Here is a 19914-nt window from a genome sequence, read left to right on the forward strand (position 1 = left end):
CCCGACGGCAGCCATGGCCACCGCCGATACCCAGACCCGACAGAACTCCCGGCTTGTCCTCGTGACGGGCCCGGCCGGTGCAGGCCGGTCCACCGCCATCCGCGCGCTGGAGGATCAGGGCTTCGAAGCTATCGACAACCTGCCCCTGTCCCTGCTGCCGCGCCTGCTGGAAGGGCCGCCGCTGGTCCGCCCGCTGGCCCTTGGCCTCGACACCCGCAACCGCGACTTCTCGACCGAGGCGCTGATCGAGGCCCTGGACCGGCTACGCCAGTTGCGCGGGGTGCCGCTGGAACTGCTCTACGTCGATTGCCGGGCCGAGGTGCTGTCGCGCCGCTTCAGCGAGACCCGCCGCCGCCACCCGATGGCCCCCGAGGGCACCCCGGAAGAGGGCATCGCGCGCGAGTTCGACCTGCTGGGCCCGATCCGCGCCCGGGCCGATATCCTGATCGACACCTCGGACCTGACCGTGCACGATCTGCGCGCCGAGGTGGACGGCCATTTCGCCCCCCAGGGCGGGCAGGGCGGTCTGGCGGTGTCGGTGCAGTCCTTCAGCTACAAACGTGGCCTGCCGCGCGGGCTGGACATGGTGTTCGACGTGCGCTTCCTGGCCAACCCCCATTGGGAGCCGACGCTGCGCCCGCTGGACGGCACCAGCGCCGAGGTCCAGGCCTTCGTCGCCCGCGATGCGCGCTTCGCCCCCTTCCTGAAGCAGGTCAGCGACCTTATCTTGATGTTGCTGCCGGCCTACCGGGAAGAGGGCAAGGCCCATCTGGCCATCGGGTTTGGCTGTACCGGCGGTCAGCACCGTTCCGTCACTTTGGCGGAAAGGCTGGGCGGGGCCCTTGCGGAGGCTGGCTGGCAGGTGTCAATTAGGCATCGCGAACAGGAACGGCGCCGGGCCGCCGAGGGGGCTGCATGAGCACCTCTGCTGCGGTCTCTGCGCGCATACCCGAGGGAAGACCGGCCTTGATCGGAATCGTCATCGTCGCCCATGGCGGGCTGGCACGGGAATACAAGGCCGCGGTCGAACATGTGGTCGGCCCGCAACCGGGCATCTCTGCGATCTCGATCGACGCCAACTGCGACCGCCTGACCAAGGAGCGCGAGATCTGTTCCGCCGCCGAGGATGTGGACCAGGGCCAGGGCGTTGTGGTCGTGACCGATATGTTCGGCGGATCGCCCAGCAACCTGTCGCTGATGGCCTGCCGCCCCGATGATCGGCGGATCCTCTACGGCGTCAACCTTCCGGCCTTGATCAAACTGGCCAAGTCGCGGCATAAAACCCTGCCGGAGGCGGTGCGCGTGGCCACGGAAGCCGGGCGCAAGTATATCGACAGCCGCAATCTGAGCGCCGGGTCCGCCTGAGGGCCGACCGGGCTTTGGGACGAGTGAGGGGCGGGCATGAGCGACAGCGTCACGCGACAATTCGAGATCGTGAACGAAAAGGGCCTGCACGCCCGGGCCTCGGCGAAATTCGTCGAGGTGGTCGAGGCCTTTGACGCCACGGCCGAGGTCAGCCGCGACGGGATGTCCACCGGCGGCGACAGCATCATGGGGCTTTTGATGTTGGCAGCGGGCAAGGGAAGTTCTATTGAAGTTGAAACTTCGGGGCCCGATGCCACGGCGCTGGCCGATGCGCTGGAAAAGCTGGTGGCGGACCGCTTCGGCGAAGATATGTAGAGACGGAATTTCCGGCCCGCCGCGTAGAAGCCTGAGATCCCAGCGGTGGAAGACGAAGACAGGTGACTTGCCTTGGTAGACTCGACTGATAACCACGTCACGCGCGAGCGGGCTTCGGCCGCCGAGCCGGTCAACTATACCAAGTATGATCGCCGGTCTCTGACCTATTCCAACACCTTCGACAATGCGTTTCAGCGCAATGCGATCCGTACCCTGGAATGGTTCACCGGCAAGCTGACCATCCTGCGGCTGATCCGCAAGTTCGAGCGTCAGGGCGCCCCCCAGGGCCAGGCCTTCTGGAAGGCCTGTCTGGACGTGATGGGTATCCCGGTGGTCACCCCCGAAGAGCAATTGGCCAAGATCCCCGCCGACGGCCCCGTGGTCGTGGTGGCCAACCACCCGCACGGCATGGTCGACGGCATGATCCTGGCCGAGATGATCGGTCGCCGTCGGCTGGACTACAAGATCCTGACCCGCTCTGTGCTGACCGGTATCGACGAGGTGGCCTCGTCCTACATGATCCCGGTGCCCTTCCCCCATGATCCCGAAGCGCAGAAGAAGATGATCGAGATGCGCGCCAAGGCCATGGCGCATCTGAAGGAAGGTGGGCTGGTCGCGCTCTTCCCCTCGGGGGTCGTGGCGGCCTCCGAGACCATGTTCGGCCCGGCCATCGAGGCCGAGTGGAACGTCTTCACCGCGCAGATGATCCGCCGGTCCGGCGCCAAGGTGGTGCCGATCCATTTCACCGGGGGCAATTCGCGCTGGTATCACGTGGCCAACCGCATCTCGGCCACCCTGCGTCAGGGCCTGCTGCTGCACGAGATCGTCCATTCGCTGAACAAGCCCCAGGCGCCGATCGTCGGCGAGGTGGTGGACGAGGCGCATATGGAAGAGCTGCAAAAGAACCCGCGCGGCTTCATGGCCTGGCTGCGGGAACACACGCTGGAGCTGGGCAAGAAGGGCTGAGGGCCCGCACCCCGATTGGGCGGCAGAGGGGGCTTTGCCCCCCGGCGTGGCAGGCCACGCCTCCCCCCAGAGTATTTTCGGCCATCGAATAGATAGATCGGCGGCGCGCGCCGGACGGACCGTTGTGCACAAGGCCGGAACGGGGCGCCTGTCCTGTTGCTATTCGACGGCTGGAAATACTCCGGGGGTGCGGGGGCTGGCCCCCGCTGAATCCCTTGTGCGGGGGGGGGCCCCCGCAGCGCGCCGTCGCAAATCGCGCGACGCCTACTGGTTGCGCAGCAGGCGGAAGATTTCCGAGGCGCCCCAGCCCGCAAGGATGGCGATGACGATCGCCAGCAGCGCGTAAAGCACCCCCTGTTCGCGCGACAGCGCGTAAAGCCATTGTTCCAGCCCCACCTTGCCGACCCGGATGGCCGTTTCATGGGTCGAAACCACGGTGCCGTTGCGCACCAGGTAGACGTCGACGCTGTAGACCCCGGTGGGCAGCGACGAGGGCAGCGGCACCGAGGTGCGGAAGAGGGTCTGCTGATCGAAGCCCACGGTCTCTTCGCGCATCTGGTAAAGGCCCGCCTGCTGGCGGATCCGCACCAGGGCCTCGACGAAGGCGTCTTCGTCCGTCACCTCGTCGCCCGAGGTGATCGAGCGGATGGCGCGGGGGATCGAGATGCGGTGGCGCAGGTCTTCGGTGGCCGACAGGATCTCTGCCAGCGGGGCCGAGGTGGCCACGGCGTAGAAGCTGGGGGCCTGGCGGATGATCACCTGGTCGGCGTTGACCCAGATGCCCGCGCGGCGTTCCTTGCGCTGCACGCTGACCGGTTCGGTCGGGCCGGCGACGGTGACGATGACCTGGGCCTCGACCGGCTGGGCCGGGGCGTCGCGTTTCACCGCGCCGAAGATCAGGATCTCGGAGCCGTCGAAATTGGCGGTGATCGCCACCCGGTTCTGCGACAGGCCAAGGACCAGTTCCTCGGGGGCGGCGGCGGTGGCCTCGGGGCCGTCCTCGGCCGGGGCGGCCAGCGGCAGGGCCAGCAGCGCGGCGGCCAGCAGCGACCGGAGGGAAGCGAGGAGGGGCGGGCGGCGCATGGTCATTGCACCTCGGCCAGGGAGTAGAGCTCGGCCGGGGGCAGCACCAGGTCCAGCCCCAGCTTGAAACAGACCGACAGCACCAGCAGCGCCAGCAGGATGCGCAGCTGTTCGGCCTTCATCTTGGCGCCGATGCGGGTGCCGAACTGCGCCCCCACCACCCCGCCGATCAGCAGGAACAGCGCCAGGGCGATGTCGACCGAATGGTTGGTCACCGCGTGCAGGAAGGTGGTGACCCCAGCCACCAGGATGATCTGGAACAGCGAGGTGCCGATCACCACCTTGGTGGGCATGTGCAGCAGGTAGATCATCGCGGGCACCATGATGAAACCGCCGCCCACGCCCATCACCGCGGACAGCACGCCCACGGCGGCCCCCACCAGGAAGGGCGGGATCACCGAGATATAAAGGCCCGAGGTGCGAAAGCGCATCTTCAGCGGCAGGGTATGGACCAGTCCACGCTGCTTGCGTTTCTTCACCGGCCCGCCGCCGTGGCGCGCCCGGCGCAGCGCCGTCAGGCTTTCCACAAACATCAGCGAGCCGATGGCGCCCAGGAAGACGACGTAGCAGAGGTTCACCAGCAGATCGACATGGCCCAGCTGTTTCAGCCAGTTGAACAGCACCATCCCCAGCCCGGCGCCCACCACGCCACCGCCCTGCAAAAGCAGCCCCATGCGCATGTCCACATTGCGCCGTTTCAGATGCGCAAACAGGCCCGAGACCGACGAGGCGATGATCTGGTTGGCCGAGGTGGCCACGGCCACCCCCGGCGGGATGCCGATCAGGAACAGCAGCGGGGTGATCAGAAAGCCGCCGCCGACGCCGAACATGCCCGACAGGATGCCCACCATCCCGCCCAATCCCAGCAGCAGGAAGATGTTCACGGAAACTTCGGCAATGGGCAGGTAGATCTGCATGATGTCTCCTAGCGCGATTGCCGCGATGCCGCAACGGAGGGCTGGGCGCCTGCGGCCCCGGCGCGGGGGTCATCTTCGACTGTGCCGCGAAGCGCGGGCAAGGGCAATCACCCCGGGGTCAAGGCGAGGCCAGGTGTTGCAGTCAGGCGCGGGGCCTGGGGGGATGCGGGGAGGATGCGAGGGAGAGAGGCGCGGCAGCTGGTGCGCGCGCGGGGTCCCGGGCGGGCGGCTCGGCGCCGCCCGGGACGGGTCTTTGGTCTAGCGTTCCTTGACGTAGGGATCGCCCGAGGCGCGCGGCGGGATGGCCGCGCCGACGAAGCCCGCCAGGATCACGATGGTCAGGATATAGGGCAGCGCGTTCATGAACTGCACCGGGATCACGAAGGGCCCCAGGTCGATGTTCTGATAGCGCAGCGCGATGGCTTGCAGCAGGCCGAACAGCATCGTCGCCGACAGGCAGTACCAGGGCCGCCACTTGGCAAAGATCAGCGCCGCCAGGGCGATATAGCCCCGCCCCGCTGTCATCTCGCGGGTAAAGCCCGCTTGCAGACCGGTGGCCAGATAGCTGCCCGCCAGGCCGCAGAGCACCCCCGCGATCAGGATCGCGGCAAAGCGCAGGCGCACCACCGAGATACCCGCGGTATCCACCGCCGCCGGGTTTTCCCCCACGGCGCGCAGGCGCAGGCCAAAGCGGGTGCGGTACAGCACCCACCAGGACAGCGGCACCAGCAGGAAGGCCACATAGACCAGGATGGAATGGCCCGAGATCAGCTCGGCATAGATCGGGCCCAGCACCGGCACGTCGCGCAGCGCCTCGGCGCCGGGCAGGGGGATGCTTTGGAACCGCGCGGTTTCCAGGGTGGGCGTGCGGCCCCCCTGGGCGAACCAGGTCTGCGCCACCAGCACCGTCAGCCCCGAGGCGAGGAAGTTCAGCGCCACCCCCGAGATCAGCTGGTTGCCGCGGAAGGTGATCGAGGCCACCCCGTGGATCAGCGAGAAGCAGATCGAGGCGAAGATGCCGACCAGCAGCCCCACCCAGACAGAGCCCGAGTAGAAGGCGAAGGCGGCCGAGAAGAAGGCGGCGGCCAGGGCCTTGCCCTCGAGGCCGATGTCGACCACGCCCGCGCGTTCGGAAAAGAGGCCGGCCAGGCACATCAGCAACAGCGGCGTGCCCAGTCGGACGGTGGAATCGAGGATCTGGAGGATCGTCATCAGGTCCATGGGTCAGCTCTCCGATGTGGCGATTTTCCAGGCGGCGAAGGCGAAGAAGACGCCAAGCGCCCCCTCGATCCAGCGCCGTCCGGCGGCATAGGCCCGGCGCACGGGGGCCGAGGACAGGATCAGCGCCCAGGCCGCGTGGCAGGTGAAGGAAATGACGAAGGAGCAGGCGATGAAGGCCGCAACGACCAGCGCGCTGCCCCCCTCGGTGGCGCCGACGGCAGCGATGGCCAGCCAGAAGGCGATGGCCTTGGGGTTGGTCACCTGCATCAGGTAGCCCGAGGCGAAAAGGTGATGCGCCTTGGCGGGCGTCACCTTGGCCGCGACCACCTGCGGCGGGTTCAGCGCCTTGCGGAACGACCCCCAGGCCAGCCAGGCCAGATAGCTGGCGCCCGCCAGGCGCAGGACCTCCATCGCCCAGGCCAGCTGGCTCAGCAGCAGGCCCACGCCGACCAGGGTCAGCACGTTGATGGTCGAGGATCCGGCGGCAATGCCGGTGGTGGCCAGCAGGGCCGGGCCACGCCCGCGCGCCGCCGAGACCCCCAGCAGGAAGGCCACGGCGGGCCCCGGCGAGATCGCCGCGAAGGTCAGGATCGAGAAGGCCGCGACAAAGCGGGGCAGGTAGCTCAGAAGCTCGTCCACCTCAGCCCTCCTTCCGCAGCGCCAGGAACACCCGCTCCAGCGGCCAGCGCACCATGTTGTCCAGCGCGCCGGTGAAGAGGATCACCAGGGCCTGGATCACCACGATCAGCTCGCGCGGGATCGAGGTCCACATCGCCAGTTCGGCGCCGCCCTGGTAGAGGAAGCCGAAGAGGATCGAGGCCAGCAGCACGCCGAAGGGGTGGTTGCGCCCCATCAGGGCCACGGCGATGCCGATGAAGCCCGCGCCCTCGGCCGAGTTGAGGATCAGCCGTTCCGCCTCGCCCTGGGTGACGTTGATGCCCATCAGGCCCGCCAGACCGCCCGAGATCAGCATCGCGACGATGATGATGCGGAAGGGCGAGATGCCCGCGTATTTGGCGCCCGACTCGGAATAGCCCTGGCTGCGGATCTCGTAGCCCAGCTTGGTGCGCCAGATCAGCAGCCAGACCAGCAGGCAGGCGGCCAGGGCGACGAAGAAGGTCACGTTGGCGGGCGCGCCGCGGAACAGCGTGCCCTCGCCCCCGGCGAAGATGTCGCGGAAGTTGGGCAGATGCGTCGCCGCGGGGAAGGTGGCCGAGGCCGGTTCCATCGCGCCCACGGGGCGCAGCAGGTTGACCAGCACGTAGTTCAGGAAGGCGGCGGCGATGAAGTTGAACATGATCGTGGTGATCACGATATGGCTGCCGCGCGCCGCCTGAAGATAGGCCGGGATCAGCGCCCAGAGCGCGCCGAAGAGGGCGGCGAAGACGGTCGAGCCGACCAGCGCCAGGGTCCAGTGCGGCCAGGGGATGTAGAGACAGCACAGCGCCACGCCCAGCGAGCCGATCACCGCCTGGCCTTCGCCGCCGATGTTGAACAGCTTCGCATGGAAGGCCACCGACACGGCCAGGCCGCAGAAGATGAAGTTGGTCGCGTAATACAGGGTGTAGCCCCAGCCGGACGAACGCATCAGCGCCCCGTCCACCATCAACGCGAAGGCGTCCCAGGGGTTCTCGCCGATGGCCCAGATGGCCACGGCCGACAGGATCGCCGCCAGCAGCAGCGAGATCAGCGGGATCAGGACCACATCGGCCCAGACAGGCATCCTATCCATGTTTCGGCGCCTCTCCTTGTTCGACGGCGGCGATATTCTCTTCGACCGCCTTGAAATCCTCGGTCTCGGGTTCGCCCGAGATCCCGGCCATCATCAGGCCCAGCTCGCGCTCGTCGGTCTTGGCCGGGTCGCGGAAGCCCATGAGCTGGCCGTCGAACATGACGGCGATCCGGTCGGACAGCGACATGATCTCGTCCAGCTCGACCGAGACCAGCAGGATCGCCTTGCCCGCGTCGCGCAGGCGGACGATTTCCTGGTGGATGAACTCGATCGCGCCGATGTCCACGCCGCGGGTCGGCTGGCCGACCAGCAGCAGATCGGGGTTGCGCTCGATCTCGCGGGCCAGGACGACCTTCTGCTGGTTGCCGCCCGAAAAGCTTTTGGCCTTCAGGTAGGGATCGGGCGGGCGCACGTCGAACCGTTCCATCTTGCCCGCCGCTTCCTTCTGGATCGCGGCATTGTCCATCAGCGGGCCCTTTTGCCACTGCGGGTCGCGGTGGTAGCCGAAGACGGTGTTCTCCCAGGCGGTGAACTCCATGATCAGGCCTTCGCGCTGGCGGTCCTCGGGCACGTTGCCGATCGAGGCCGCGCGCCGCGCCGCCCCGTCGGATCCCTTGCCCGACAGGGGCAGGGGGGCGCCCAGCATGGTGATCTCGCCGGTGCCGTCCATGATGCCGCCCAGGACATGCATCAGTTCCGACTGGCCATTGCCCGCGACGCCCGCCAGGCCCAGGATCTCGCCCGCGCGGATGTCAAAGGAGATGCCCTTGACCCGCTCGACGCCCTTGCCGTCGGTCACCCGCAGGTCCTTCACCGACAGCACCACGTCGCCGGGCGTCGCCGGTTTCTTGTCGACCCGCAGCAGCACCTTGCGGCCCACCATCAGCTCGGCCAGTTCTTCGGGGTTGGTCTCGGCGGTCTTCACGGTGGCGGTCATCTCGCCCCGGCGCATGACCGAGACGGTGTCGGTGATTTCCATGATCTCGCGCAGCTTGTGGGTGATCAGGATGATCGTCTTTCCCTCGCGCCGCAGGTTGTCGAGGATGCGGAACAGGTGGTCGGCCTCTGCGGGTGTCAGAACGCCGGTCGGCTCATCCAGGATCAGGATGTTGGCCTCGCGGTACAGCGCCTTCAGGATCTCGACCCGCTGCTGGTGGCCGACCGACAGCTGTTCGATCAGCGCGTCGGGGTCCACATGCATCTCGTATTCCTCGGCAAGGCTTTTCAGCGACTTGCGCGCCTTGCGGATCGAGGGTTGCAACGAGGCCCCCTCTTCGGCGCCGAGGATGATGTTCTCGACCACCGAGAAATTCTCGACCAGCTTGAAATGCTGGAAGACCATGCCGATGCCGGCCGCGATGGCGTCCTGGCTGTCGTTGATGGTCGTCTTCGTGCCGTTGATGAAGATCTCGCCCGCGTCGGCCTTGTAGAAGCCGTAGAGGATCGACATCAGCGTCGATTTGCCCGCGCCGTTCTCGCCGATGATGCCGTGGATCGTGCCCGGCATGACGCGGATCGAGATATCCTTGTTGGCCTGGACGGGGCCAAAGGCCTTGGAAATGCCCTTCAGCTCGATCGCCGGATGGGCGCCCGGGTCCGGGGCGGGCCGGTTGGCTGGTTCTGTCATGTGCAGCGTCCCGTGAATGGAAACAGGGACCGCGCGGGGGCGGCCCCTGTGAAAGTGAAGCAGGGCCGCAAAGCCCCGCCGGACCCGATCAGAATTCCACTGCCGGGCAGGTGTTGTCGGTCGAGTAGTCGTGGACGGTGATCTCGCCCGCGACGATGCCGGCGGCGGCCGCATAGACTTCGGACAGGGTGTCGAAGTCGATCAGGGTCTCGTTGAAGCCGTCCAGGGCGAAGCCCACGCCACGGTTCGACAGGTCCTTGGTCTGCACGCCGGTTTCCAGATCTTCGCCTGCGGACATCGCGTCGTAGACGGCGTTGTCGACCCGCTTCAGCATCGAGGTCAGGATCGCGCCGGGGTAGAGGTAGTTCTGGTTGCTGTCCACGCCGATGCCGTAGATGCCTTCATCGGCGGCGGTTTGCAGCACGCCCAGGCCCGAGGCGCCAGCGGCGGCAAAGACCACGTCAGAACCTTGCGAGATCTGCGCCTTGGCCAGTTCAGACCCCTTCACCGGGTCGGCCCAGGCCGAGGGATCGGTGCCGACCATGTTGGGGATGATCGTCGCATCGGCGTTCACCGCCTTCACGCCCTGGGCATAGCCGCAGGCGAATTTGCGGATCAGCGGGATGTCCATGCCGCCGACGAAGGACACGGTGTTCGATTCGGTGGTCAGACCGGCGATCATGCCGACCAGGTACGAGCCTTCATGCTCGGAGAAGCCGATGGACAGCACGTTGGGGTTGGCTTCGGGGTCGACCCAGCCGTCGATGGTGACGAACTTGGTGTCGGGGTAGTCAGCCGCGACATTGGCGATCGGGGTCGAGAAGGCAAAGCCGGTGGTGATGACCGGCGAGAAGCCCTGTTCGGCGAAGCGGCGCAGGGCCTGCTCACGCTGGGCTTCCGAGGTCAGTTCGATGTCCTTGAACTCACCGCCGGTTTCTGCGGCCCAGCGGGAGGCGCCGACGAAGGCGGCTTCGTTGAAGGATTTGTCGAACTTGCCGCCCAGGTCGTAGATCAGGGCCGGGTCGGCGAAGGCGGCGGTGGCGGTCAGGGCCAGGCCGGTGGCGGCAGCGCCAAGCATCTTGGTCATCACGGTCATTTGGGTCTCCCAGTTTTATTGCCGTCCGGCCCGGTCCGGGCACGGCGGCCCCGCATGTGCAGATTGTTTCAATTGGCCCGATTTAGGACAGAGCGGATGAAGGTGGTCAATAGCATTCTCTGACCATTTGGTAGGGGAAAAGCGCCCGGGCCCTGGGGTTAGCTCAGGTCTTTGCCCATGATTTCAGCGTCTTTCAGGCTGCCGTCCGGGGCGCGGTAGTAGCGCGGGCGCCGCCCCTGGGCGACGAAGCCCGACGCGCGGTACAGCGCCAGGGCGGGCAGATTGTCGGCGGCCACCTCCAGAAAGGCGGTCAGGGCGCCCCGGGCGCGGGCCTCGGCCTCGAAGGCCTCGATCAGCTGGCGGCCCAGACCCTGGCGGCGGGCGGCGGGATCGACGGCGATGGTCAGGATCTCGGCCTCGTCCAGCACGCTGCGGCCCAGGACGAATCCCGCGGGCCGTTCGATCAGGAAACAGGCGGGATCGGCCAGCAGCCGGTCCAGCTCGGCCGCGGTCCAGGGGCGGGGCGTGACGAAACAGGCGGCGTGCAGACGGGCCAGGCGGGTGGTGTCGGTCACGGCAGGATCCGGGGCGGCGCGTCGCGTGGCGGGGCGGCATCGGCGGGGCGCAGGTAGAAGGGCGCGGGGGCGGGCAGCGGGGTGCCTGCGGCCTTTGCCGCGACCAGGCGGCGCGCGGCGATGCGGGCCAGGGCAGGGGCGGGGTTTCCAGGCCCCGGCGTGGCGCCGGGGGCGGCACCCAGCAGGGCGGTGCCCGGGGCTTGGGCGGGCAGATCTTCGGCCGGGCACAACTGCGGCTCGGCTGCGCTGGTCTCGGCCCCGTCTTCGGTCACCAGCTGCGCATAGACCTGGCCGCGCGGGGCGGGCAGGGTGGCCAGCACCGGGCGCGGCTGCCCTTCGGCCAGCACGTCGAAGCCGGTCACGCCCAGCACGGGCACCTTCAACCCCAGGGCCAGACCGCGCGCCAGGGCCACGGAAATGCGGATGCCGGTAAAGTTGCCGGGGCCGACGCCCACGGCCAATGCGTCGAGATTTGCCCAGGTCCGGCCCGCCTCGGCCAGCAGCTCTTCCAGCAGCGGCACCAGCCGTTCGGCCTGGCCGCGCGGCATCTCTTCGCGTCGCGCGGCCAGCAGGGTGTCACCGCACAGCAAAGCGGCCGCGCAATGCGCGGCCGATGTGTCGAAGGACAGGATCAGCGGGCCGTCAGACGGCAACGGGCCGCACCTCGGTCACCTCGGGGATGTAATGGCGCAGCAGGTTCTCGATGCCCATCTTCAGGGTCAGGGTCGAAGAGGGGCAGCCGGCGCAGGCGCCCTGCATATGCAGGTAGACGACGCCGCGTTCGAACCCGTGGAAGGTGATGTCGCCGCCATCCTGGGCCACGGCGGGGCGCACCCGGGTGTCCAGTAGTTCCTTGATCTGGCCGACGATCTCGCCATCTGGGCCGTCATGCTCGGCATGGGCCGTGGCCTGGGCCGCGCCGCCCATCACCGGTTCGCCCGACTGGTAATGTTCCATGATGGCGCCCAGCAGGGCGGGCTTCAGATGGTCCCATTCCAGCCCGTCGCGCTTGGTGACGGTGATGAAGTCGGTGCCGAAGAAAATACCGGTGACACCATCGACCGAGAACAGGCGGCGGGCCATGGGCGATTTCTCGGCCGCTTCGGCAGAGGGGAAATCGGCGGTGCCCGCGTCCAGGACGGTCTGGCCGGGCAGGAATTTCAGCGTCGCCGGGTTCGGCGTGGATTCGGTCTGGATGAACATCGGCGGACCTTTCTCTGGTTGGCCCCCGATATGCGTCTTCGGGGGCGTTCTGTCAAGAATTAGAACCGTTCTAAGGTGGCGAGCCGCGATGTGCGGCTGTGCACGGGGGCGGGTCTGTTTGCAGGCCCTCCGCGCAGGTGCTGCCGGGTTCAGGTAATGGCCTCCAGCCGGTCTTTCGACAGGTCTTCGGGCACGATGGTGATCGGCACCGGCAGCGAGCCCGCGTTGCGGCTCATCTGGGTGACCAGGGGGCCGGGACCGCCCTTGCCCGCCGAGGCGCCCAGCACCAGCACGCCGATGTCGGCGTCCTCGCGGATCTGGGTCAGGATCTGCTCATAGGCTTCGCCCTCGCGCACGATCAGCTCGGGCTCGATCTTCTGGCGGTCGCGCATCCATTTGGCGAAGACGTTGAAATGCGCCTCGATCCGCTCGCGCGCCTCGGCCCGCATGATGTCGGCCACGCCCATCCAGTGGTTGAACTCTTCCGGTGGGATGATCGACAGGATGGCGACCCCGCCGCCGGTATTGGCGGCGCGCATGGCGGCAAAGCGCATGGCGTTGAGGCATTCGCGGCTGTCGTCGAGGATGACAAGAAACTTGCGCATGAGTTTCCCCCTTTGGGCGGGATCATGGCGCAAGGGGCGGGCCGGGGCAATGGCCCCTTGGGACGGGCCCGTGGGCGCCGCCTGGGTGGCGGGGCGATTGACCGGGGCGGGCGCGCCCGCTAAGGGCAGGGCGCGCGGAGGGCCGGATGGCCGCGGGGGCAGGCTGGTAACGGCGTCTCCGAGGAAAGTCCGGACTCCACAAGGCAACGGTGCCGGGTAACGCCCGGCGGGGGCAACCCCAGGGACAGCGCCACAGAGAACAGACCGCCCTGCACGCAGGGTAAGGGTGAAACGGTGCGGTAAGAGCGCACCGCGGGACTGGCAACAGGACCGGCATGGCAAGCCCCACCGGGAGCAATGCCGAATAGGAACCTCGCGCGGGGCGGGCTGGTCGGGCAACCGAAACCGCCGTCACCGCAGGGCCGCCTTGGCCCGGAGGTTCGGGTTGGCAGCTAGAGGCGCCGGGCGACCGGCGTCCCAGATGAATGGTCGTCGAACCGGCGCGAGCCGGGGAACAGAATCCGGCTTACAGGCCCTCCGCGCATATCCGATCCGTTTTCCGCCGATCCTGGCCCGTTCCACGGCATCGGAGGGAACCCGCGCAGCCGTTGCGCTGCGGCGGGCGGAACGCCGCTGTGCCCTGTCGTGGCCCCGGAACGGCGCGCGGGGATGGGCGTTGGTCTTGCGATGATCCCGCAACCCGCGGCGATCCTGTCAAGGAGGAGACCCCGATGACGACCCTGATGCGCAGTACCAGCCGTGCCGCCCTTGTTGCCCTTGCCCTGGGCGCCACGGCCCTTGCCCCCGTCGCTGCGGTGGCCCAGTCCGCCGAGCAGAGCGCCGAACAGCCTGCCGACCCGATGCTGGTGCCCGAGGAAACGCCCCCCGCCGAAGCCCCCGGGACGCCCTCGCTGATGGAGGATACCCAGACCACCGCCGATGGCATGGGCAGCATGGAGGCCGATCCGACCGAGGGTACCCTGGCGGAAGGCGAAAACATGGCCGAGGCCGAACCCGCCAAGCCGGTGGAGGGCCAGATCACCCTGCAGGACCGTGACAGCATCCTGGCGGGGGACCTGCTGGGCGCCTCGGTCTTCAACGGCGAGGATCAGAAGGTCGGGGACATCAACGACCTGATCATCGCCCTGACCGGCGAGGTGGAAGGCGTGGTGATCGGCGTCGGCGGCTTCCTCGGGATGGGGGAAAAGGACGTCGCGGTCGAGATGGCCATGCTGGACGTGGTGCGCGAGGACGGCGCCAACCCGCGTCTGGTGACCAGCGCCACCAAGACCGACCTGGAATCGGCCCCGGCCTTTGTCACCGCGAAGGAACAGGCGCGTCAGGCCGAGGCCCTGCGGATGCAGGATGGCGCGACCGACGGTGCCGCCGTGCCGGTGGAATGACCGGTCTGGCCTCGCTGCCGCCGGGCAGAGGCTGTGGAAAAGGGGGCCCTCGGGTCCCCTTTTTGCACGTCTGTGGGCGGGAAAGCATCTTTTCCGTCGATACGTGGTTGACTCGTGGCCGACTCCCGGTAAAAGGCGGGCTTCATGAGATTTCGCGGGCGGCCCGGAGTGCGCCTGCTGTAGGAGAAGCACAATGGCGAAGCCGACGACCATCAAGATCCGTCTGAACTCGACCGCGGGCACGGGCCATTTCTACGTGACCAAGAAGAACGCGCGTACCATGACCGAAAAGATGACCGTACGAAAGTACGATCCCGTGGTGCGGAAGCATGTCGAGTACAAGGAAGGCAAGATCAAGTAAGATCTGAAACACCTTGAAGACCATGCAAAGCCGCGCCGCAGAGCGCGGCTTTTTCTTTTCGGACCGCGCCCTGTCTCCCCCCTCTCCGAATGCCCCCGGCCTGACCGGGGTGCGAGACAAGGACTGCCCTCATGCCCCTTTCTTCCGGCGACGAGACGCCCCCCGATTATTGCGACGACCTTCTTGACGATTGCCCGGATGCGGGCGCGCTGACGCAGCTGCGGCCCCGGCAGGCCGCGGCCCGGCCCGCTCCCGCGCAAAGCCCTGCCGAGACCACCCCGGCGCCCCAGGCCGCCCTGCGCGGGCGGCTGGACAGCGATCCCGGCGCCCTGGCGGCGGTGATGCCGCCGCACGCGCCCGCTCTGGCGCCGGTGCGCCTGCCCGAGGATCTGATGATCCGCCCCGGCCTGCCTGCGGATACCGAGGCGCTGAACCGGATGCTGGCGCGGTCCTACCGGGCGCTGCTGGCCCCCGACTACCCGGCGGATCTGCTGCGCGAGGCACTGCCCTTCGTGAAACGGCCCCGGCCCGGGCTGCTGACCTGCGGCACCTATTTCCTGGCGCTGGATCCGGCGGATGACCGGGTGCTGGCGGCGGGCGGCTGGACCGATACCTCGCCCTGGGGCGCGGCCGGTCGGCCCGGCGAGGGGCATGTGCGCCATGTGGCCACCGACCCCGACGTGGCGCGTCAGGGGCTGGGACGGCGGATCATGGGGCAGGTGATGCGCTCTGCCGCCTCGGCGGGGGTCGAGCTGCTGCATTGCCAGGCGACGCTGACGGCGGTGCCCTTCTACGAAAGCCTGGGCTTCGAGGCGCGCCACGGCATCGACCTGCGGCTTCCCAACGGGCTGCTCTTCCCGGCGGTGCAGATGCGCTGGCGGGCCTGAGGGCGCGCTCTTCGGTCCCTGCGGTCCCCCCTTGCGGGGGCTCAAAGAAAAAGGCCGGTCCCTGGGGACCGGCCTTCGTCGTTTTCAGATCCTGGCTGGGATCACTCGCGGTTGCCGAGGAATTGCAGCAGGAACATGAACAGGTTGATGAAGTCGAGGTAGAGTTGCAGGGCGCCCATGATCGCGGACTTGCCCAGCCATTCCTGATCCATCGAATGGGCATGTTGCAGGTAGGTGGTCTTGATGTTCTGCGTGTCATAGGCGGTCAGGCCCGCGAAGATCAGAACACCGATCGCCGAGATGGCGAAGTGCAGGGCGGGCGAGCCCAGGAAGATGTTGATGATCGACGCGACGATGATGCCGATCACGCCCATCATCAGGAAGGCGCCCCAGCCCGAGATGTCCCGCTTGGTCGTGTAGCCGTAAAGCGACAGGCCCGCGAAGGCGATCGAGGTCACCAGGAAGACCTGGGCGATCGAGATGCCGGTGAAGGCCACGAAGATCCACGACAGCGACAGGCCCATCACGGCCGAGAAGACGTAGAAGAAGGTCTGCGCGCCAGCCGCCGACAGGCGGTTGATCATCGCGCCGAAGCCGAAGACCATCAGCAGCGGGGCGAACATGATCACCCAGCCCAGGATGTTGGGTTGCAGGGTCATCGGGTCGCGGAAGATGCCGAGCAGCTCGGGCGAGGAGCCGACGGCCCAGGCCACGAGGAAGGTCAGCAGGGTGCCCACGGACATGGTGCCGTAGACTTTGTTCATATGGGCGCGAAGCCCTTCGTCGATGGCGGCGGACCGGCTACCTGCCGTTGCCTGCATCGTTCTGTAGTCAGCCATTCTTGCCTCCGATCAAACAGCAATGCCCATTGGGGGCGGATTTCAGTCTCAATATCGGGAAGGTGCGCCCCGTTTTCAAGATTTTCACGTCGCAAAACAGGGCCCTGGCGGGGCCGGGGGCGTGGCTTTGGCCGCGCGGGCCGCGCGCGAGGGCCGTGCGGGCCTTGTCCGCAAGGCGCGGCGCCGGTCCGGGGTCTTGAAAAATCAGACGAAAAAACCCGCAGGCCGGGCCGGACTTTCGGGAAAGGCCGGGCGCTGCGGGCAGGTACGGGACCAGAGGACTGGCCACGGGGAGATCGGGGCCGCGTCGCCACAACGGGAGGGCGGACGCGGCGGGCGGCAGGGAGCCGGGGGGACTGGGCCCCTGCCACCGGGGGGACGTTCGGGCCGGGACGGGCCCTCAGGCGTTCAACGCGCGGGCCGGGGCGGCCCGGGACGCCTGGACCGAACGCTTAGAGCGGGCGAACCGGGGTGTCCCAGATCGGACGGGCGGCTTCGCGGCGCGCCTGGTCGCGGGTGACACCGATGTCCGCCAGCAGGGCGGCATCCAGGTTTTGCAGGGCGCGGCGTTCACGGTGCACGCGCATCATGCCCAGCAGACGGGCGAAAGGCGCGCGGGACGCGCGCGGGGAGCAGGCGACGTCGGACGTCAGGCTTTGGGTGCTCATCGGTCTTACCTTTCTTGAATGTGATGAGTGTCGGGGGTCTTCATGATTTCTGTTGATGTATATGGGCTGCTATGATCAATATTGGAAATGAATGTTTCTGACGAAACACATCACAGGAGTTGATGATATGCGGAATCTGGACATGACCTCGCTGCGCAGCTTCGTCGCGGTGGCCGATCATGGCGGGGTCACCAAGGCGGCGGGGATGCTGAATTTCACCCAAAGCGCGGTCTCCATGCAGTTGAAGCGGCTGGAGGAAATGCTGGGGATCTCGTTGCTGGACCGGTCCAACCGGCGTATCGCCCTGACCCCTGCGGGCGAGCAGCTTCTGGGCTATGCGCGACGGATCATCGACATGAATGACGAGGCGCTGACCCGGCTGACCTGCAAGAGCTATGAGGGCGAGATTGTCCTCGGCGTGCCCCATGACATCGTTTATCCGGTGGTGCCCTCGGTCCTTCAGCAGTTCGCGCAGGAATTTCCGCGCATGAAGGTGCAGCTGGTCTCGGCCTATACCCGCAGCCTGAAGGAAAGCTTCGACCGGGGCGAGGCCGACATCATCCTGACCACCGAGGCCGAGCCCGACGCCCGGGCCGAGACCCTGGACGAACGCCCCCTGGCCTGGATCGGCGCGCCCGGCGGCCAGGCCTGGCGGCAGCGGCCGCTGCGCTATGCCTCGGGGCGCAACTGCCTGTTCCGCCCCCTGGTGATCCGCACCATCGAGGAAAGCGGCGTTGATTGGGAAAACGCGGTGGATACCGCCAGCGACCGCACGGTCGAGGCCACGGTCAGCGCCGATCTGGCGGTTACCGCGATGATCGCGGGCACCGAACCGCCGCAGCTGGCGCTGATCCAGGATGGCGGCGACCTGCCCGAGCTGGGCACGCAGAAGATCTGCATGTACCGCCAGGACCGCGGCGCGGGCGAGGTGATGGAGCGTATGGCCGAGATGCTGCGCCTAGGCTACCGCAGCACTTCGGGCGGCTACAAGGCTGCCGCCCTGCGCGAAGCCGAGGCCGGCGGCAGCGGGCTGGGCCGCTTTGCCTGGCAGCAGGAGCTGAACCGCACCCGCCGCGAACGCAACGGCCTGAGCTGAGCGCGCCCCGCCCCGCCGGATCTGGCGGGGCAGGGGGGCGATGCCTAGGGTTCGATGATCACCTTGCCCGAGGCGGCGCGGCGGCGCAGCAGGTCAAGCCCCTCCATCGCCTGCTCCAGCGGCAGGCGGTGGCTGATATGGGGATGCAGCCGCCCTTCGGCGTACCAGCCCAGCAGGGAGGCCAGAGAGTCGGTCAGCACCTTGGGGCGGAAGTGGAAATAGGCCCCCCAGTAGAAGCCGATCAGGTCGATGTTCTTGACCAGCATGTGGTTGGGCTTGATCGCGGGCGTGTGGCCCGAGGCGAAGCCGATCAGCAGATAGCGCGCCTCGCGGCGGCAGGCGCGGAAAGCGGCCTCGCCCAGGGCCCCGCCGACCGGGTCATAGACCACATCGGCGCCGCCAAGCGCCTTCACGGCCTCACGGATATCCTCGGTTTCGCTGTCCAGATAGATGTCGGCCCCGGCGGCGCGGGCGATGGCCTCTTTCTCGGGGCCCTTGGCCACGGCGATGACCCGCGCGCCCATCAGTTTGCCCAGCTCGACCGCCGTCAGCCCCACACCTCCGGTGGCGCCAAGGACCAGCAGGGTCTCACCCGGGGCCAGACGCCCGCGATGGCCCAGGGCCAGATGCGAGGTGCCATAAGCGATCTGAAGCGCGGCCGCCGCGTCGAAATCCATCCCCTCGGGCAGGGGCACGACGCGATCGGCTGTGACTGTGGCGTAATCAGCAAGACCCCCTTGCCCGGGGAAGGCCGCGACTCGCGTGTCAGTTGCAAGGTGGACGCCGTCTCCTGCGGCGCGGATCACCCCGGCAATTTCCATTCCTAAGGTGAATGGGTGAGTCGGAGTTTCCTGGTATTCCCCCCGGATCATGAGCAAATCAGCGAAGTTCAGGCCGCAGGCCCGCACTTCGATCTGCACTTCTCCGGGGCCCGGCGTCCCTGCGTCGATCTGCATCAACTCTGGTTGACTGTCTTTTTCCCGGCACCGCCATGCGCGCATGGGCTCCTCCTATTGTCGAATGATTACGGGAGGATAGTTTGATCAATTCCAAATTCCTCCACCCCCTCCGGCGAGCAATTCTTGCTGCATTGCAGCGCCCCGTGCAAGTTTTGGAAATCACGACGCTTGAAGCACATCTGTCAATTGAGTTAACTGTTGCGTCAGTCTGCTCTTTCGGGAGCTGACAAGTTGCGTAAAAGTTGAAAACTGTTACGATCCTCTCACGCTGTAGGGATGTGCGGCGTGTCAAAACTGAAATCCAAAGCTCGGCTTGGAAGCCCCCGTCGCTCGCGGGGGTAACGCCCCGGGCATGACAGGAGCCGCGAATGACTCATCCGGTCGATGTGCACGTGGGAAAACGTATCCGGCATCGCCGCTGGCTGGTCGGGATGACCCAGCAGCAGCTTGCTGAACGCGTTGGCATCAAGTTTCAACAGATCCAGAAATACGAAACCGGCGCGAACCGCGTCAGCGCCTCCCGGCTTTGGGACATTGCCGATGCGCTGGACGTTCCGGTCAGCTTCTTCTTCGAAGGCATCGAGGGCGAGGCCGCCGAGGGCGAGACCGCAGCCGCACCGACCGCTGCCGTGCCGGCAGATGTGATGGGCGACAAGGAAGCCCTGGACCTGATCCGGTCGTATTACGCGATCCCGGAAAACCAGCGTCGGCGCCTGTTCGAACTGGCCCGCGTTCTGAGCGACGTCGCCTGAAAGGGCAAACGCGCGTGATCGGACATCGGGACAGTTTGGTTTGATCCGCCGTCAAGACACGAGGTTGGCCCTGCCGGGCCGATGACGAAGGTTGGCCCTGCCGGGCCGACAGGGGCGATCGCGGTCCGGGGTGGCGGACCCGCGATCTGGGAACCCGAACCGGGAACCCGATTTTGGGGACTGTCTCAGAACGATGTTTCGGGCCGGTTGGACACCGGCCGGGGGCATCGGATCGGGACCACAG

General features: G+C 67.3%; 23 protein-coding genes and 1 other RNA gene. 10 read left to right on the forward strand and 14 right to left on the reverse strand.

Annotated elements, in window-relative coordinates:
* Nucleotides 1-13: 13 nt before the first annotated feature.
* The 4 genes from rapZ (at nucleotide 14) to ACRARE_RS10595 (ending at nucleotide 2646) form a co-directional block, all read left to right on the forward strand.
* Nucleotides 14-919 (forward strand): RNase adapter RapZ, encoded by a 906-nt coding sequence (gene rapZ / locus ACRARE_RS10580; RefSeq protein ID WP_432656401.1) that lies wholly within the window; start codon nucleotides 14-16, stop codon nucleotides 917-919.
* Nucleotides 920-966: 47 nt separating this feature from the next.
* Nucleotides 967-1365, forward strand: coding sequence for a PTS sugar transporter subunit IIA (locus ACRARE_RS10585; protein ID WP_432656402.1), 399 nt, complete (start codon nucleotides 967-969; stop codon nucleotides 1363-1365).
* Nucleotides 1366-1401: 36 nt separating this feature from the next.
* Nucleotides 1402-1680, forward strand: a complete 279-nt coding sequence (locus ACRARE_RS10590) for an HPr family phosphocarrier protein (protein WP_432656403.1) — start codon at nucleotides 1402-1404, stop codon at nucleotides 1678-1680.
* A 72-nt stretch (nucleotides 1681-1752) separates the two neighbouring features.
* A complete protein-coding gene (locus tag ACRARE_RS10595) occupies nucleotides 1753-2646 on the forward strand; it encodes a lysophospholipid acyltransferase family protein (RefSeq protein WP_432656404.1) in 894 nt (297 codons plus the stop codon).
* A 264-nt stretch (nucleotides 2647-2910) separates the two neighbouring features.
* On the opposite strand, the gene ACRARE_RS10600 is transcribed toward ACRARE_RS10595, so the two are convergent.
* From ACRARE_RS10600 to ACRARE_RS10650, 11 genes are all read right to left on the reverse strand, one after another.
* Nucleotides 2911-3735, reverse strand: coding sequence for a TIGR02186 family protein (locus ACRARE_RS10600; RefSeq protein WP_432656405.1), 825 nt, complete (start codon nucleotides 3733-3735; stop codon nucleotides 2911-2913).
* Nucleotides 3732-4646, reverse strand: coding sequence for a sulfite exporter TauE/SafE family protein (locus ACRARE_RS10605; RefSeq protein ID WP_432656406.1), 915 nt, complete (start codon nucleotides 4644-4646; stop codon nucleotides 3732-3734). Before ACRARE_RS10605 ends, ACRARE_RS10600 begins: the two co-directional genes overlap by 4 nt.
* Before the next feature lie 258 nt (nucleotides 4647-4904).
* Nucleotides 4905-5867 (reverse strand): ABC transporter permease, encoded by a 963-nt coding sequence (locus tag ACRARE_RS10610; RefSeq protein ID WP_432656407.1) that lies wholly within the window; start codon nucleotides 5865-5867, stop codon nucleotides 4905-4907.
* A gap of 3 nt (nucleotides 5868-5870) precedes the next feature.
* The gene (locus tag ACRARE_RS10615) at nucleotides 5871-6506 is read right to left on the reverse strand and encodes a LysE family translocator (RefSeq protein ID WP_432656408.1); all 636 of its coding nucleotides are present in this window, start codon (nucleotides 6504-6506) and stop codon (nucleotides 5871-5873) included.
* Between the two features lies 1 nt (nucleotide 6507).
* Nucleotides 6508-7599 carry an ABC transporter permease gene (locus ACRARE_RS10620; RefSeq protein ID WP_432656409.1) on the reverse strand — a complete coding sequence of 364 codons (1092 nt, stop codon included), beginning with the start codon at nucleotides 7597-7599 and terminating at the stop codon, nucleotides 6508-6510.
* Nucleotides 7592-9226: an ABC transporter ATP-binding protein gene (locus tag ACRARE_RS10625; RefSeq protein WP_432656410.1), complete on the reverse strand. Its 1635-nt coding sequence runs from the start codon at nucleotides 9224-9226 to the stop codon at nucleotides 7592-7594. Before ACRARE_RS10625 ends, ACRARE_RS10620 begins: the two co-directional genes overlap by 8 nt.
* Nucleotides 9227-9314: 88 nt before the next feature.
* On the reverse strand, nucleotides 9315-10322 hold the full coding sequence (locus ACRARE_RS10630) for a BMP family lipoprotein (protein ID WP_432656411.1): 1008 nt from the start codon (nucleotides 10320-10322) through the stop codon (nucleotides 9315-9317).
* A gap of 158 nt (nucleotides 10323-10480) precedes the next feature.
* Complete coding sequence (gene rimI, locus ACRARE_RS10635; protein WP_432656412.1) at nucleotides 10481-10897, reverse strand: ribosomal protein S18-alanine N-acetyltransferase; 417 nt, start codon at nucleotides 10895-10897, stop codon at nucleotides 10481-10483.
* On the reverse strand, nucleotides 10894-11550 hold the full coding sequence (gene tsaB, locus ACRARE_RS10640; protein ID WP_432656413.1) for a tRNA (adenosine(37)-N6)-threonylcarbamoyltransferase complex dimerization subunit type 1 TsaB: 657 nt from the start codon (nucleotides 11548-11550) through the stop codon (nucleotides 10894-10896). Before tsaB ends, rimI begins: the two co-directional genes overlap by 4 nt.
* The gene (locus ACRARE_RS10645; protein ID WP_432656414.1) at nucleotides 11540-12100 is read right to left on the reverse strand and encodes a NifU family protein; all 561 of its coding nucleotides are present in this window, start codon (nucleotides 12098-12100) and stop codon (nucleotides 11540-11542) included. Before ACRARE_RS10645 ends, tsaB begins: the two co-directional genes overlap by 11 nt.
* Nucleotides 12101-12249: 149 nt before the next feature.
* The gene (locus tag ACRARE_RS10650; RefSeq protein WP_432656415.1) at nucleotides 12250-12705 is read right to left on the reverse strand and encodes a universal stress protein; all 456 of its coding nucleotides are present in this window, start codon (nucleotides 12703-12705) and stop codon (nucleotides 12250-12252) included.
* Between the two features lie 134 nt (nucleotides 12706-12839).
* Between ACRARE_RS10650 and rnpB the strand changes: the two genes are divergently transcribed.
* From rnpB to ACRARE_RS10670, 4 genes are all read left to right on the forward strand, one after another.
* Nucleotides 12840-13250: RNase P RNA component class A (gene rnpB / locus ACRARE_RS10655), an RNA gene on the forward strand.
* Nucleotides 13251-13436: 186 nt separating this feature from the next.
* Nucleotides 13437-14108, forward strand: coding sequence for a PRC-barrel domain-containing protein (locus ACRARE_RS10660; protein WP_432656416.1), 672 nt, complete (start codon nucleotides 13437-13439; stop codon nucleotides 14106-14108).
* 193 nt (nucleotides 14109-14301) lie between these two features.
* A complete protein-coding gene (gene rpmG / locus ACRARE_RS10665; RefSeq protein ID WP_007799108.1) occupies nucleotides 14302-14469 on the forward strand; it encodes a 50S ribosomal protein L33 in 168 nt (55 codons plus the stop codon).
* Between the two features lie 131 nt (nucleotides 14470-14600).
* On the forward strand, nucleotides 14601-15356 hold the full coding sequence (locus tag ACRARE_RS10670) for a GNAT family N-acetyltransferase (RefSeq protein WP_432656417.1): 756 nt from the start codon (nucleotides 14601-14603) through the stop codon (nucleotides 15354-15356).
* A 101-nt stretch (nucleotides 15357-15457) separates the two neighbouring features.
* Here the strand turns inward: ACRARE_RS10670 and ACRARE_RS10675 are convergent, their stop codons facing one another.
* Nucleotides 15458-16195 (reverse strand): Bax inhibitor-1/YccA family protein, encoded by a 738-nt coding sequence (locus tag ACRARE_RS10675; protein ID WP_432656418.1) that lies wholly within the window; start codon nucleotides 16193-16195, stop codon nucleotides 15458-15460.
* 452 nt (nucleotides 16196-16647) lie between these two features.
* The gene (locus ACRARE_RS10680; RefSeq protein WP_432656419.1) at nucleotides 16648-16863 is read right to left on the reverse strand and encodes a DUF1127 domain-containing protein; all 216 of its coding nucleotides are present in this window, start codon (nucleotides 16861-16863) and stop codon (nucleotides 16648-16650) included.
* A gap of 127 nt (nucleotides 16864-16990) precedes the next feature.
* Between ACRARE_RS10680 and ACRARE_RS10685 the strand changes: the two genes are divergently transcribed.
* Entirely contained in the window at nucleotides 16991-17959 is a 969-nt protein-coding gene (locus tag ACRARE_RS10685; RefSeq protein WP_432656420.1) for a LysR family transcriptional regulator, read from the forward strand.
* 44 nt (nucleotides 17960-18003) lie between these two features.
* Here the strand turns inward: ACRARE_RS10685 and ACRARE_RS10690 are convergent, their stop codons facing one another.
* Nucleotides 18004-18960 carry an NADPH:quinone oxidoreductase family protein gene (locus tag ACRARE_RS10690; protein ID WP_432656421.1) on the reverse strand — a complete coding sequence of 319 codons (957 nt, stop codon included), beginning with the start codon at nucleotides 18958-18960 and terminating at the stop codon, nucleotides 18004-18006.
* Nucleotides 18961-19286: 326 nt separating this feature from the next.
* On the opposite strand from ACRARE_RS10690, the gene ACRARE_RS10695 reads away from it, so the two are divergent.
* A complete protein-coding gene (locus tag ACRARE_RS10695) occupies nucleotides 19287-19670 on the forward strand; it encodes a helix-turn-helix domain-containing protein (protein ID WP_432656422.1) in 384 nt (127 codons plus the stop codon).
* Nucleotides 19671-19914: the final 244 nt, after the last annotated feature.

The organism is Pseudooceanicola aquaeponti (genome assembly GCF_050897975.1).
GTDB lineage: Bacteria > Pseudomonadota > Alphaproteobacteria > Rhodobacterales > Rhodobacteraceae > Pseudooceanicola.